The following is a 15,275-nucleotide window of genomic DNA, read 5'->3' as shown; positions in this document are numbered from 1 at the left end:
CCCTTTCGTGGACGTACCCGCTGAACGACCCCGCTGCTGTACCGCTGATCGAAGCTGCGGCGGTGGGGCGGGGTGGGTCCGCCCGTGCGCGGCGGGCGGGGCGGACCCACCCCTTCCACCAACACCCCTCCCACCCACACCCCCTGCGACAGAGAGGCAGGAAGTCGTGCGGCTGAACCTCCGGCAACTCAACCGGCCCAAACGACAAGGCCGACACCAGCAAAGCCCGCACCACCACGACCGGCACCCCAATCGACCCGGCCCCTACCGCTCCACCCGCTTCGCCCTGCTGCGCCCCTGGCAGGTGCGGGACCGCTCCTTCGGGTGGACCCGGTTCGGCCGGCGCGGGCTGGACCCGCAGGAGGTGGCCGACTTTCTCGACCGGGTCGCCGACGACCTCGCCGCCGTCTACCGGGCGCTCGGCGACAGCCGCCAGGAGACGGCCCTGATCAGGGACGCGCTGCGCACCTGGCAGTCCGAGCAGGCGCGGCGGCTGGTCGACGCGGGGCGGTGCCGCTGATGGCCGCCGCCCGGGAGCGCTTCGTCATCCACCTGCCCGTGGTCGCCGGTGACCTGATCGGAGCCGTCCGGCTGGCCCGGGTGGTCGCGCGGTGGGCGGGCGTGCTCACCCAGGCCGATCTCGGCGAGACCACCGTCTCGGCCGAGGACGACCAGAACGTACGTCATCGGGTCTTCTGCGACCGGCTGCTCGGCGGCGGCCGGCGCTGCCTGCTGCGGGCCGAGCATGACGGCCCCTGCACCCGGCGGCTGCTCCAGTGACCGAGCCGCCGACGAACGGGCCGCCGATGACCGGGGGAGCAGCGACCGGGGGAGCGGTGACCGGGCCGCCGTTGCTCACCTGCACCACCTGCTCCGGTCTCACCTTCACGCTCACGGTGTGCCACTGCACCGACGGCGGCAACCGGCTCCTGGTCGAGTCCGGCGACGTTGTCGGGGAGGCGTACCGGGACTGCCGGCTCTGCGACGGGCTCGGCACGGTGGCGCAGGGCTGCTTCGACTGCGGGCGGCAGGGCGTACGCCGGGCGCAGCTCGTGCTGACCGTCGCCAACCTCGACAGCGGGGCGGTGGCCTCGGTCAACGTCGTGTCCGGGAGCGTGTCGCCGACGCGGGGCCCGGACGGTGGCTGGTGGTTGGAGCTGACGCCGCTGCTGGCCGAGCTGACCGCGGCGGCCGGCGTGGCCGGACTGGTCGATCCGCCCCGGCAGCCGTGGGAGGAGGCGGAACTCGTCATGCCGCTGGAGCGGGCGTGGCACCCCGACCTGCCCGCGCCGCAGCGCGACGCCATGGTGGCGCAGGCGATCGCCCGCCGGTACCACCGGCCGTGGCGACTCTTCCTAGGACGCTCCTACGCGCCGCCGACCGCCTCACCAGCCGAGCAGCTCGAACGATTCTGCGCGCTGGCCGACCTGCTCTGCCTGGACCTGGTGATCGAGGCCCGCCGGCAGTCCCGCACCGACGTCACCTGGCACGTGCGCTTCGAGGTGCCCGGCGGCGGGGTGCCGGAGGAGGGCCGGGGCTGGGCCCTCGACCTGCCGAACGCGCTCACCACGACCAGTGTGGCCGACGCGCTGACCGGGCTCGGCGAGCGGGGTCGGGCCGCGCCCGCGTACGCCGTCGTGCCCCGGCCCGGGGAACGGCCCGCGCCGCCCGCGACCGACCTCGACCGGCTCGCCCGCCGCCTGCGGGCCGGCCTGCGGCGCGCGCCGGCCGCGCAGGCGATCTGGCGCGACGGCCGCTGGTGGCACACCCGGCTGCTGCCCGGCCGCAGCGTCGACGTGCTGCACGAGCGCGACACCGGCCAGGTCGCCCGCCGCCGCCAAAGGCCGCTGCGCCGCGCCGCCGAACCACCCGCCCCGTCGTGGCAGGGCCCCCCGATCGGGTACGCCGCCTGCGGCGACTGTGCGCCCGACAGCCGGCTGAGCCGGTGCGAGTGCACGTTGGGCGGTGCGCCGGTCGATCCGGGGTGCGCCCGCTGCTGTGGTGCCGGCTTCGCGCCGTCGGTCTTCGACTGCACCACCTGCCGGGGCGGCCGCCGCCTCTACCAGGCGGTCACGGTCACCCTCACCGACCTGCGCACCCGGGCCCGGCACGAACTCTGGCAGCCCCGCCCCGGCGAGGAGCCCGCCACCCGGGTCGACCCGGCGTCGGGCCCGCGCCTGTACCGGCTCCCCGGCCGCTACCGCCTCGCCGACCAGGCCGACACCTTCGGCGTACGCCCGCCGGAGCTGATCGAGGCCGACGGCGGCGATCCCCTCTCGGTCCTGCTGGTGGCGGGGCTGAGCCTCGCCCCGCCGCACCTGGACCCGGTGGCCTGGTACGTCGCCTCGGCCGGCGCCGGCCGGCCCGGTGCCCGGCTGATCGTCGTCGCCGACCCGCCCGAGGTGCCGTCGCTGGCGGCGCTGGCCCGGCTCGCCGCCGCGCTCGGGTTGACGCTCGCCGTCAGCGTCCAGGACCACCGGCACGAGCCCGGCCACGACCCGACGCTCCGGCCGGACCACTCGTGGTCGATCGAGCTGGTGCCGCCCGGCACCCCGGCCGACCGGCTCACGCCCCCGCTGCGCCCCTGCGTCGAGGCGGCCACCGCGTTCTGTTTGAAGTACCTGGACAACGCGGTCACCGCCGCCGTGCCCGCCGCCGCCGAGCTGCCGATCGCCGTCCCGCAGGCGCCCGCCACCGCGTTGCCGGCCGACCCGGTGCCCCTGATCCTCCGGCTGGCCGGCGGCTTTCCCGGTGCCACGGTGCTCGTCGAGCTGGGCCGGTACGGCTGCCGGGTGCACCTGTCCGACGCCGACGGGTGCCGGCTGCTGGCCCGCGCCGGCCTCCTCGCCGACGCGTTACGTGCCCTCGGCCTACCGCCGAATTGACCCTTCTCGGTTACCGATCGGTACGAGTCTCCTTAGTGATCGTTCAGCTCCGGGCTCTACACTCGGTCCTCTGACGAGGACTCGAGGAGGAGCCCCGCCCATGAACGCCGAGGAGATCGCCGCCGGACGGGCACGTTGGCAGGCCCGCTACGACGCCGCGCGCAAGCGGGACGCCGACTTCACCACGCTCTCCGGGACCACCGTCGACCCGGTCTACGGCCCGCCGGAGGGCACGGCGTACCCGGGCTTCGAGCGGATCGGCTGGCCGGGTGAGTTCCCGTACACCCGGGGGTTGTATCCGACCGGCTACCGGGGACGGACCTGGACCATCCGGCAGTTCGCCGGGTTCGGCAACGCCCAGCAGACCAACGAGCGCTACAAGATGATCCTCGGCGCGGGCGGCGGCGGGCTCTCCGTCGCCTTCGACATGCCGACGCTGATGGGCCGCGACTCCGACGACCCGCAGGCGCTCGGCGAGGTCGGGCACTGCGGGGTGGCCATCGACACCGCCGCCGACATGGAGACGCTCTTCGACGGCATCGACCTGGCCGGCGTCACCACCTCGATGACCATTTCCGGCCCGGCCGTGCCGGTGTTCTGCATGTACCTCGTCGCCGCCGAACGGCAGGGCGCCGACCTGTCCAAACTCGACGGCACCCTGCAAACCGACATCTTCAAGGAGTACATCGCGCAGAAGGAGTGGCTCTTCGACCCCGAGCCGCACCTGCGCCTCATCGGCGACCTGATGGAGCACTGCGCCCGGGAGATCCCCCGGTACAAGCCGCTGTCGGTCTCCGGGTACCACATCCGCGAGGCCGGCTCGACCGCCGCGCAGGAGCTCGCGTACACCCTCGCCGACGGCTTCGGCTACGTCGAGCTGGGGCTGAGCCGGGGCCTGGACGTCAACGTCTTCGCCCCCGGGCTCAGCTTCTTCTTCGACTCGCACCTGGACTTCTTCGAGGAGATCGCCAAGTTCCGCGCCGCCCGCCGGATCTGGGCCCGCTGGCTGCGCGACGTCTACGGCGCGACCAGCGAGAAGGCCCTCTGGCTGCGGTTCCACACCCAGACCGCCGGGGTGTCGCTGACCGCCCAGCAGCCGGTCAACAACGTCGTACGCACCGCCGTCGAGGCGCTCGCGGCGGTGCTCGGCGGCACCAACTCGCTGCACACCAACGCCCTCGACGAGACCCTCGCCCTGCCCACGGACTCCTCCGCCGAGATCGCCCTGCGCACCCAGCAGGTGCTGATGGAGGAGATCGGGGTGACCAACGTGGCCGACCCGCTGGGCGGCTCCTGGTACGTCGAGGCGCTCACCGACCGGATCGAGGCCGAGGCGGAGGCGATCTTCGCCCAGATCCGGCAGCTCGGCGGCGAGGGCCCGCACCGGATCGGCCCGATGACCTCGGGCATCCTGCGCGGCATCGAGGACGGCTGGTTCACCGGGCACATCGCCGAGTCGGCCTTCGTCTACCAGCAGGCGCTGGAGAAGGGCGACAAGAAGATCGTCGGGGTCAACTGCCACACCGGCACGGTCAGCAAGGAGCTGGAGATCCTGCGCATCTCGCACGAGGTGGAGGTGGAGCAGCGCCGGGCGCTGGCCGAACGCAAGGCGGCCCGCGACGACGCCGCCGTCACCGCGGCGCTGGCCCGGATGGTCGAGGCGAGCCGCACCGGGGAGAACATGATCCCGGCAATGCTGGACGCCGCCCGCGCCGAGGCCACCCTCGGTGAGATCTGCGACGCCCTGCGCGCCGAGTGGGGAGTGCACCGCGAACCGGCCCGGTTCTGAGCGCGGTGGCGGCCGGGGCAGGGGTGCGGGCAGGGGTGGTGAGCAGCCGTGAGAGTCACAGTTGTCGCCGTCGCGGCTGAACTGAGTTGGGCGGCGGTCGTGCGAGACTAGATAACCATGAGCGACCCACGGATCACCTCGTCGATCTTCACCCGCGGCGCGGTCGACCTCAGCGCACTGCGCGGCACGGCACCGGCCTCCACCCGTCCCACCTCCACCACACCGGCCCAGGCCGGTCCGTCCTCCGGTCTGCCCGGCGGCTCGGCCGCCGTGGTCGACGTGACAGAGGCGAACATCCAGTCCGAGGTGCTCGAACAGTCGATGACCACGCCCGTGGTCGTCTTCTTCGGCGCCGCCGGTTACCCGGAGAGCGACCAGTTCGCGCCGGTGCTGGAGCGGCTGGCCGCCGAGGGCGGCGGCGCGTGGGTGCTGGCCCGGGTCGACGTGCAGCAGAACCCCCGGCTCGCTCAGATGTTCCAGGTGCAGGCGATCCCCACCGTCTACGCCGTGGTCGGCGGCCGGCCCGTCGACGCCTTCCCCGGGGTGGTCCCCGAGGCCCAGCTGCGCCAGTGGATCGGTGCCGTGCTCAAGGCCGGGGGCGTCGCCGTGGCCGAGCCGGAGGACCCGCGCCTCGACGAGGCCGACGACGCCCTGATGACCGGCGACCTGGACGCCGCCGAGCAGGCGTACCGGAAGATCCTCGCCGAGTCGCCGGCGGACGCCGCGGCCCAGGCCGGCCTCGCCCAGGTCGGCCTCGCCCGCCGGGTCGGCGGCACCGACCCGGGCGCGGCGCTCGCCGCCGCCGAGGCCAACCCCGACGACGTGGCGGCCCAACTGCTCGCCGCCGACGTCGAGGTGCTCAGCGGCATGGCCGAGCAGGCCTATCGTCGCCTCGTCGACCTGGTCCGCCGCACCGCCGGGGAGGACCGGGAGAAGGTACGCCGGCACCTGGTCGACCTGTTCAGCGTCGCCGGCCCGGACGACCCCGCCGTCGCCTCCGCCCGCCGGGCCCTGGCCAGCGCCCTGTTCTGAGTTCCACCGCACGGTTCTGAGTTCCACCGCACGGTTCTGAGTTCCACCGCACGGTTCTGAGTTTCGCCGCACGCCAGCGCGGGCCGGCGTAAGCCGGCCCGCCCGACCCAACGAGGACGGGAGCCCATATGCGCCGGATCGCCGTCCTCGACGCGCCGTCCAACCTCGGGCTGCGCCCGCCCACCCCCACCGCCGTCCCCGGCTGCGCCAAGGCCCCCGGCGCGCTGCGCGACCAGGGCCTGCTGGCCCGGCTGCGGGCCCGCGACGCCGGCTGCCTGACCCCGCCCCGGTACGACCCGGGCGACTGGCGCCCCGGCGACGGCGTCTGTCACGCCCCCGAGATCGCCGCGTACTCGGCCGCGCTGGCCGACCGGATCGGCGCGATCATCGACCGGGGGGAGTTCCCGCTGGTGCTCGGCGGGGACTGCTCGATCCTGCTCGGCTCGGCGCTGGCCATGCACCGCCTCGGCGAGGCGGTCGGCGGCCGGATCGGGCTGGTCTTCGTCGACGGCCACTCCGACTTCCGGCACCCCGGCAACGCCTCCTACGTCGGGGCGGCGGCCGGGGAGGACCTGGCCCTGGTCACCGGGCGCGGGCAGGCCGACCTGGCCGCCATCGAGGGCCGCCGGCCCTACTTCCGCGACGTCGACGTGGTGGTGCTCGGCATCCGCGCCCAGGACGAGTACCGCCTCGACCTGCAGGCCGCCGGGATCACCAACCGGCCGGTGCCGTTGCTGCGCGCCGAGGGGGCGGCCCGCACCGCCCAGTGGGCGCACGAGGAGCTGGCCGACTGCGCCGGATACTGGGTGCACATCGACGTGGACGTGCTCGACCCGGCGGTGATGCCGGCGGTGGACGCCCCGGACCCGGGCGGGATCGCCTTCGCCGAGCTGGAGATCCTCCTCGGCGGCCTGGTGGACACCCCGCACTGCCTCGGCGTCGAGCTGACCGTCTTCGACCCCGACTACGACCACGACGGGGCTTACGCCTCCGAGATCGTCAACACGGTCGTCGCCGGGTTGTCCCCGGTGACCGCCCCGAGCGCCGTCCCGCCCCGACTGCTCCCGGCCGCCCCCGGCTCGCACCGCCCCACGACGGGCCGCCCCGTCGGCCAGTCCTCCCCGACGCCGTCGACGGCCCCGGCAGGGTCGGCGGGTGTCTTCGGGTCAGCTCCGGTCAGGCCAGCGGACTCGGCTGGGTCGGTGGGTCCGGCCGGATCGCCAGGGTCCGGCGGTTCGGTGGATTCGGTCGGGTCGGTGGAGTCACCAGGATCCGGCGGCTCGGCGGATTCGGTCGGGCCGGCTCCGGTCGGCCCGGACGAGGGCACCGCTCTCGGCGTCGGGGTGGACGAGTCGATCGGGTCAAGCGTCCTGATGGGTTCCGGCGAGGGGGGCTCGGGAGCCTTCGGAGGACCCGGCGATGGGGAGCCGGAGACGACGCTGGAGGCCGTCGGGCCGCCGGCCTCGGCCGGGCCGGGACTGCTGCGCCGCGTCCCGACGCAGGCGTCGGACGAGAGCCTGGCACCGGGCGCGGGCGGCCCGTCGCAGTCCACCGCAGGGATCGCCTGACGCCCTCCCGCGCCGGCCCGCCTGATCCGGACCGGTCATGCCGGCGACACCCCGCCCACCCTCAGGCGTCCCCCACCCCGGGCATCCCCCACCCTCGGTCGTCCCGCGCGTCGATCTTGGAGTTGTGGTGCCCGAAAAAAGTTATCTACCGCTTTTGTCCCCCACCACAACTGCAAGATCGACGAGTTGCGGGCCGTCCGAGAGTAGATCTTGGAAGCGGATGGCCCCTCCAGGGGCCGAAATCTTCCAAGATCTACCAGAGCTCCGCTGAACGGCGCGGCCGACAGGTCTCGGGTCGCCGTTTTCGCGCTCGGGCGGCTTCGGGAACCGCCGTCGACCCCGGTTGGCGGCGCTCAAGGTCCGCTGGCTCGGCGAGCCCTCCGGTCCGTGCGAATCAGACCCGCTCCACCGAGGTCCCCGACCTCGACACATGCCTTGCGGGCCCGCGCTGAACCGGCCCGCGCTGAACCGGCCCGCGCTGAACCGGCCCGCGCTGAACCGGCCCGCGCTGAACCGGCCCGCGCTGAACCGCTCACATCGGGGCAGGGCGGGGCGTCAGGGCAGGGCGCGGAGGAAGCGTTCCGTGATGGGGACCGCGCTGCTGGTGCTCGACCCGCCCTGCTCCACGAAGACCGCGAACGCGACGTCGCCCTGCCAACCGATGAACCAGGCGTGGGTGTGCTTGGGGTCGTCGTCGTATTCGGCGGTGCCGGTCTTGCCGTGCACCGGGCCGCCGGGGACGTCGGCGAGCGCCTTGCCGGTGCCCTTGGTGACCACCTCGCGCATCATCGTCTTCAGCGCCCGCGTCGACTCCGGCTTGAGCTCCGGGCCGGCGGGGGCCGGCTTCTCCGGGGCGGGGTCGATGAGCAGTTGCGGCTGCTCCCAGCGGCCCCGGGCCACGGCGGCGGTGGCGGCGGCCAGGGCCAGCGGGCTGACCAGGGTGGTGCCCTGCCCGAACGAGGCGGCCGCCTGCTCGGCGGGGGAGCCGTTGGCGGAGACCTTGCCGGTGTAGACGTCCATGCCGAGGTCCCACTCGGCCTCCAGGCCGAGCGACCGCCCGGCCTGGGCGAGGCCGTCCGCGCCGAGCTTCGGGGCGAGCGCGGCGAAGGCGGTGTTGCAGGACTTCGCGAAGTCGGTGCGGAACGGCACGGTGCCGAGGACGAAGTTGTCGGAGTTCTTGAACGACCGCCCGTCGACGCTGAACGTCTTGGGGCAGGCGACCGGGGCGTCCAGGGTGACCGCGCCCCGGTCCAGCAGGCCGAGGGCGCTGACCATCTTGAACGTCGAGCCGGGCGGCACCTGGGCGGTCAGCGCCAGGTTCTCCCCGGCGGCGCCGGGGCCGTTGGCGGTGGCCAGCACCGTGCCGTCGGTGACCCGCACCGCGACCACGGCGGCGCGGCGCTTCTCGCCGCGCAGCGCGGCGTCGGCGGCCTTCTGCACGGCCACGTCGAGGGTGGTCTTCACCGCCGTGCCGGCCTTCGGTTCCTGCCGGAACAGCTCCGTGCCGGTCGGCACGGCGGCGCCGTCCGGCCCCGGCCGCTCGCTGATCACGGTGAGGCCGGGGGTGCCGCGCAGCCGCTCGTCGTACCGGCCCTGGAGGCCGCCGTGGCCGACCAGGTCGCCGCGCTGGTACAGATCGGGGTGGGCGGCCAGGTCGTCGGCCTGGGCCTGGTCGACCGAGCCGAGCAGGGCGCGGGCGAACTCGCGGGTGGGGGCCAGGTCGAGCTTCTCGGAGCGGAACTTGGTGCCGGGCAGGTCGTTGATTTGGGAGCGGATCTGCCGGTACGCCTCGTCGCGCAGGACCACCACCTCGACGAATGCGCCCGGCGTGGCCTCGGAGAGGCGTTTGGGCAGGTCGGAGACGTCAACCGGCGGGGTGATCGCCGGTCGGATCGCCCGGAACGCGGCGTCGAGCTTGCGGGTGAGCGCCTTGGCGTCGCTGACCCCGTTGGGTTGCACCCCGACCCGGACCACCGGGCGGGGGGCCACGATCGGCTTTCCGGCGGCGTCGAGCACGCTGCCCCGGGGCGCGCTCTCCCGGCGCACGGCCAGGCGATCGCCGGCGGTGAGCTTCTCGTGCACCACCTGCGGCTCCCAGATGACCTGCCACTGCTCGCCGGCCCGGTTGAGCCGCAGCTGCCGGGCGTAGCTCCAGTGGGTGCCGTCCGGCGGGAGGGTCCAGTCCACCTCGATGTCGGCGGTCGCGATGCTCTTGTCGACCTTCGGGGCCCCGGTGCGGCGCAGCACCGGTGGGGTCTGCGCCAGCTCCCCGGAGAGCTCCCGGATCTCCCGGGCCACGTCGGCGGCGGGCACCTTCCGCCCGGCCGGGTCGACGAAACCGACCGCTTGCAGGTCACCCTTGCCCCAACCGGACAGGAACGCGTCCACGGTGCGCTCCGGGCCGTCCTCGGCCGACGAGCAGCCGACCAGCCCGGTGGCGGCGAGCGCGGTGGCCGCGAGCGCCGCGCCCAGCCGGCGGGCGTGGGCGGCGGGGGCCGGCGGTCGGCCGGTGGGCGAGGTGGACCGGCGGGGGGTGCCGAGGGGGTACGACAGACGCATGGAGCCGTCCTTCCGAGCTGGCGGGACTGCCGCCACGGTAGTACGGTCCCGCCCCGCCCACTGTCCCGCCGGGCCCGCGACCTGGGCGGGACCTGGGTAAAGAGTGCGTACGCAGGCGTGATGTCGTGGCTGGCCGGGTACACCCCCGGCTGACTGATCGCACAACTGCAACGGATGAAAGGGCAGAGTCCCGATCCGGACGTCCGCCGATCAACGCACGAACCGGCAGGGCCTAGGCTGGGCGGCAGAGTGACCCACGACGTGGTGGGTCGAGGGGAGTGGCACCGATGGACCGGCGTCCGGCGATCAAACCGGGACCCGACCCGCGGCAGGCTGAGACCGGCGGGGACGACAGTTTCGACTCGGCGACCGACGGGGACGGCTACGGCCGACTCGCCACGGGCGCGACCGGGATGACCGGTTCGAGTGTCGACACACTCTACGATCTCGGGCTGCCGCCGGAGGCGATGGCCGACGATCTGGAGGACGCCGAGTTCGACGAGCCGGTGCCGAACGCCGAGCGCCTGGTCGCTCAGGCGGTGGCGCTGGCCGGTGACGACCATGAGGCGGCGCGGCTGGTGGGGCGCTTCTGGCGGTTCGCCCCGGACGAGGAACTGATCGGGTTCACCGCCGAGGAGATGCTCGCCGCCGCCCGCGCGCACCGGGAGCTGGCCCAGCAGCGGGTGCCGGGTGAGCTGAAGCTGCGCATCCACGAGCCGGACGCCGACCAGCACCACACGGTCGTCGAGATCGTCACCGACGACATGCCGTTCCTGGTCGACTCGGTGACGTCCCTGCTCAACGCCCACCACCTGGACGTGCACCTGCTGGTGCACCCGCTGGTGGTGGTGCGCCGCGAGCCGCTGGGCCGGCTGGCCGAGATCTCGGCGGACGTGGAGCCCGACGACGCGATCGCCGGTGACCTGGTCGAGAGCTGGATGCGTATCGAGATCGACCCGGTGCGCGACGCGGGTGAGCGGGAGAAGCTGCGCCGCGAGCTGCAACGGGTCCTCACCGACGTGCGGGAGGCCGTCGAGGACTGGCCGAGGATGCGCCAGCGGGCCCTGGACCTGGCCGACGAGCTGGCCACCGCGCGGACCTCGCAGAGCCGGCCGCCGGTGCCGGAGAAGGACATCACCGACTCGGTGGAGCTGCTGCGCTGGCTGGCGCACGACCACTTCACCTTCCTCGGCTACCGGGAGTACCGCCTGACCGACGCCCCCGAGGCCGAGGGGCCGGCGTTGGAGGCGGTGCTCGGCACCGGGCTGGGCATCCTGCGCTCGGACTCCCCGGAGGCGCGGGCGCTGTCGTCGATGACCTCCGAGGCGCACGAGAAGGTGATGGAGAAGCGCCTACTGATCATCACCAAGGCGAACTCCCGGGCCACCGTGCACCGCTCGGCGTACCTCGACTACATCGGTTTCAAGATCTTCGACGAGGCCGGTGAGGTGATCGGCGAGCGGCGCTTCCTGGGGCTCTTCTCCACGGCGGCGTACCGGACCAGCGTGCGGGAGCTGCCGGTGGTCCGGCGCAAGGTCGCCGAGGTGCTGGACCGCTCCGGGTTGAGCCAGCGCAGCCACTCCGGCAAGGACCTGCTGCAGATACTGGAGACGTACCCGCGCGACGAGCTGTTCCAGATCAAGACCGAGGACCTGTACCACGCGGTGATCGGCGTGCTGCGGATGGCCGGCCGCCGGCAGTTGCGGGTCTTCCTGCGCCGCGACGGGTACGGGCGGTTCATCTCCTGCCTGATCTATCTGCCCCGGGACCGCTTCACCACCCAGAACCGGCTGCGCATGCAGGACATCCTGCTGCGTGAGCTCAACGGCGTGGGGGTCGACTACACCACCCGGGTCACCGAGTCGATGCTGGCGCGGGTGCACTTCATCGTCCGCACCGACCCGACCCGCCCGCCGGGTGAGATCGACGCGGACCTGCTGGCCGAGGAGCTGGCCGACGCCACCCGGCTCTGGGACGACGACTATCGCCTGGTGCTGGAGCGCAAGCTCGGCGACGAGCAGGCCAAGCACCTCTTCGTCCGGTACGCCGACGCCTTCCCCGAGGGCTACAAGGACGGGCACACCCCGTACGAGGCGATGAAGGACCTGGCGAAGCTGGAGCTGCTGGAGGAGCCCGGCCAGCTGGAGATGCACCTGTTCCGCAAGCAGTCCGCGCCGCGCGGGCGCAGCGTGGAGGCCGACGCCGACGCCGACGAGTCGATGAACGTCCGGTTCAAGGTCTACCGGTACGGCGAGCCGATGATGCTCTCGGCGGTGCTGCCGGTGCTGCACTCCCTCGGCGTGCGGGTGGTCGACGAGCACCCGTATGAGGTGGCCCGCGTCGACGGCCGGATCTGGCTCTACGACTTCGGGTTGCGCCTGCCGGAGGGGCACCACGAGCTGGCCGAGGTGCGCCCGCACGTGGAGAACGCCTTCGCGGCGGCGTGGCGGGGCGAAGCCGAGGTCGACGGCTTCAACGAGCTGGTGCTGCGCGGCGGGCTGACCTGGCGGCAGGTGGTGGTGCTGCGGGCGTACGCGAAGTACCTGCGCCAGACCGGGGCGGTCTTCTCGCAGGACTACATGGAGCAGACCTTCATCGCGTACCCGAGGATCGCCGCGCTGCTGGTGGAGCTCTTCGAGGTGCGCTTCGCCCCCGGCGAGGCGACGATCGAGCAGCGCCGGGAGCGCAGCGGCGAGCTGGTGACCGCCGTCCAGGCGGCGCTGGACGACGTGGCCAGCCTCGACCAGGATCGCATCCTGCGGTCGTACCTGACGCTGATCCAGGCCACCCTGCGCACCAGCTTCTACGCCAAGCCGATCGGCGGGCGGCCGAAGCCGTACGTGGCGTTCAAGCTGGACCCGCAGGCCATCCCGGAGCTGCCGGCCCCCCGCCCGAAGTTCGAGATCTTCGTCTACTCGCCCCGTTTCGAGGGCGTGCACCTGCGGTACGGGCCGGTGGCCCGGGGCGGGCTGCGCTGGTCCGACCGGCGGGAGGACTTCCGCACCGAGGTGCTGGGGCTGGTCAAGGCGCAGATGGTGAAGAACGCCGTGATCGTGCCGGTGGGCGCGAAGGGCGGCTTCGTGCTCAAGCAGAAGCCGGGGGACCGGGACGAGGCGGTCGCCTGCTACCAGGAGTTCGTCGGCGCGATGCTCGACGTCACCGACAACATCGTGGCCGGGAAGATCGTGCCGCCGGAGGACGTGGTGCGCCACGACCCGGACGACCCGTACCTGGTGGTGGCGGCGGACAAGGGCACCGCGACGTTCTCCGACATCGCCAACGAGATCTCCGAGGCGCACGACTTCTGGCTCGGCGACGCGTTCGCCTCCGGCGGCTCGGCGGGGTACGACCACAAGAAGATGGGCATCACCGCCCGGGGCGCCTGGGAGTCGGTGAAGCGGCACTTCCGGGAGCTGGGGCACGACACCCAGACGCAGGACTTCACCGTGGTCGGCGTGGGCGACATGTCCGGCGACGTCTTCGGCAACGGGATGCTGCTCTCCGAGCACATCCGGCTGGTGGCCGCGTTCGACCACCGGCACATCTTCCTCGACCCGGACCCGGACGCCGCCACCTCGTACGCCGAGCGGCGGCGGCTGTTCGACCTGCCGCGCTCGTCGTGGGAGGACTACGACCCGAAGCTGATCTCTGAAGGTGGCGGGATCCACCCGCGTACGGCGAAGTCGGTGCCGGTGTCGCCGCAGGTGCGGGCGGTGCTCGGGCTGGGCGACGAGGTCACCCAGCTCTCCCCGCAGGAGCTGATGCGGGCGATCCTGACCGCGCCGGTGGACCTGTTCTGGAACGGCGGCATCGGCACGTACATCAAGGCGTCCAGCCAGACCCACGCCGAGGTGGGCGACAAGTCCAACGACGCGATCCGGGTGGACGGCAAGGCGCTGCGCTGCCGGGTGGTCGGCGAGGGCGGCAACCTGGGCTGCACCCAGGCCGGCCGCATCGAGTACGCCCGCGCGGGCGGGCGGATCTACACCGACTTCATCGACAACGCGGCCGGGGTGGACTGCTCCGACCACGAGGTGAACATCAAGATCCTGCTCAACACGGCGGTGGCGGACGGGGCGCTGACCCGACCCGACCGCGACGAGCTGCTGGCCGCGATGACCGACGAGGTCGCCGAGCTGGTGCTGCGGGACAACTACGACCAGGCTCGGGCGATCAACAACTCCCAGGCCCAGGCCGCCTCGCTGCTGCCGGTGCACCGGCGGATGATCACCGACCTGGAGCGCTCGGGGGCGCTGGACCGGGCGCTGGAGGGGCTGCCGTCGGACGAGGAGCTGGCGACCCGCACCGAGTTCGGGCTGACCGCGCCGGAGTTCGCGGTGCTGCTGGCGTACGTGAAGATCGTCCTGGAGCGCGAGATCCTCACCGAGGGGCTGGCGGACGAGGAGTGGGTGACCGACGTCCTGGTCAAGTACTTCCCGACGCCGATGCGGGAGCGGTTCGCCGAACGGATGGGCCAGCACCGGCTGCGCCGGGACATCGTCACGACCGTGCTGGTCAACGAGGCGGTCAACCGGGGCGGCATCTCGTTCATCTTCCGCGTGGTGGAGGAGACCGCGGCGTCGGCGGCGGACGTGATCCGGGCGTACGTGGTGGTCCGTGAGGTCTTCGGGCTGCGCGAGCTCTGGGCGGCGGTCGAGGCGCTCGACAACCGGATCGACCCCGAGCTGCAGACCGCCCTCTACCTGGACACCCGGCGGCTGCTGGACCGGGCGGTGCGCTGGTTGGTGACCAACCGCCGCTCGCCGATCGACGTGCCGGCGGAGACCGCGCGGCTGCGCGACGGGGTGACCCGGCTGCTGCCCGGCCTGGAGAACCTCTTCTACGGCAGCGAGCGGGAGGGCATCGCGGCCCACATGGACTCGATGACCTCGAAGGGGGTCCCCCGCGACCTGGCCGAGCAGGCGACCCGGCTGATGTACAGCTTCGGCCTGCTCGACGTGGTGGAGACCGCCGCGAGCACCGGGCGCGACGTCGACGAGGTGGCCTCGGTCTACTTCATGCTCTCCGACCGGTTCCGGGTCGACTCGCTGCTGTCGAAGATCTCCCTGTTGCCGAGGGAGGACCGCTGGCAGACGCTGGCCCGGATGGCGCTGCGCTACGACCTGTACGCCGCCCTGGCCGCGCTCACCGCCGAGGTCCTCGGCTCCACCCCCGGCAACATGGCGCCGGGGGAGCGGGTGCAGCAGTGGGAGCAGTCCAACGCGACCTCGATCCACCGGGCGTATCGGGCGATGGGGGAGTTCGACGACTCCCGCGCGGACCTCGCGGCCCTGTCGGTGCTGCTGCGCCAGATCCGGACCCTGGTACGCACCTCGGGGGCCTGACCGGCACACGTGGTGACGGCGCGGGGGGGGGGGGGGGGCGCCCGGGCCCCCCCCCCCCCCCCGCCCCCGGCGGGGGGGGGGGGTGGGGTGGGTGGAA

At 73.3% G+C, this 15,275-nt stretch carries 7 protein-coding genes and 1 pseudogene; 7 read left to right on the top strand and 1 reads right to left on the bottom strand.

Translation table 11 applies throughout. The annotated features are described in order from the left end of the window. Positions 1–166: 166 nt before the first annotated feature. The 6 genes and pseudogenes from ACLQ2V_RS19325 to ACLQ2V_RS19300 all read left to right on the top strand — a co-directional run. The gene (locus ACLQ2V_RS19325; protein WP_425719906.1) at positions 167–520 is read left to right on the top strand and encodes a DivIVA domain-containing protein; all 354 of its coding nucleotides are present in this window, start codon (positions 167–169) and stop codon (positions 518–520) included. Further along, positions 520–780 carry a hypothetical protein gene (locus tag ACLQ2V_RS19320; RefSeq protein ID WP_425719905.1) on the top strand — a complete coding sequence of 87 codons (261 nt, stop codon included), beginning with the start codon at positions 520–522 and terminating at the stop codon, positions 778–780. The genes ACLQ2V_RS19325 and ACLQ2V_RS19320 overlap by 1 nt, the downstream gene beginning before the upstream one ends. A gap of 26 nt (positions 781–806) precedes the next feature. Next, positions 807–2,885: a hypothetical protein gene (locus ACLQ2V_RS19315; protein ID WP_425719904.1), complete on the top strand. Its 2,079-nt coding sequence runs from the start codon at positions 807–809 to the stop codon at positions 2,883–2,885. A 100-nt stretch (positions 2,886–2,985) separates the two neighbouring features. Further along, positions 2,986–4,674: an acyl-CoA mutase large subunit family protein gene (locus tag ACLQ2V_RS19310; protein WP_425719903.1), complete on the top strand. Its 1,689-nt coding sequence runs from the start codon at positions 2,986–2,988 to the stop codon at positions 4,672–4,674. Between the two features lie 117 nt (positions 4,675–4,791). Continuing rightward, positions 4,792–5,706 carry a tetratricopeptide repeat protein gene (locus tag ACLQ2V_RS19305; protein WP_425719902.1) on the top strand — a complete coding sequence of 305 codons (915 nt, stop codon included), beginning with the start codon at positions 4,792–4,794 and terminating at the stop codon, positions 5,704–5,706. A gap of 128 nt (positions 5,707–5,834) precedes the next feature. Further along, a pseudogene (locus ACLQ2V_RS19300) lies at positions 5,835–6,965 on the top strand (arginase family protein); the annotation flags it as partial. 864 nt (positions 6,966–7,829) lie between these two features. Here the strand turns inward: ACLQ2V_RS19300 and ACLQ2V_RS19295 are convergent. Next, the gene (locus ACLQ2V_RS19295) at positions 7,830–9,833 is read right to left on the bottom strand and encodes a penicillin-binding transpeptidase domain-containing protein (protein ID WP_425719901.1); all 2,004 of its coding nucleotides are present in this window, start codon (positions 9,831–9,833) and stop codon (positions 7,830–7,832) included. 287 nt (positions 9,834–10,120) lie between these two features. On the opposite strand from ACLQ2V_RS19295, the gene ACLQ2V_RS19290 reads away from it, so the two are divergent. Then, complete coding sequence (locus tag ACLQ2V_RS19290) at positions 10,121–15,178, top strand: NAD-glutamate dehydrogenase (RefSeq protein WP_425719900.1); 5,058 nt, start codon at positions 10,121–10,123, stop codon at positions 15,176–15,178. Positions 15,179–15,275: the final 97 nt, after the last annotated feature.

Origin of the sequence: Micromonospora sp. DT233 (assembly GCF_049841815.1) — a bacterium.
Classification (GTDB): domain Bacteria; phylum Actinomycetota; class Actinomycetes; order Mycobacteriales; family Micromonosporaceae; genus Micromonospora.
This window is presented reverse-complemented; position numbering and strand designations above follow the sequence as displayed.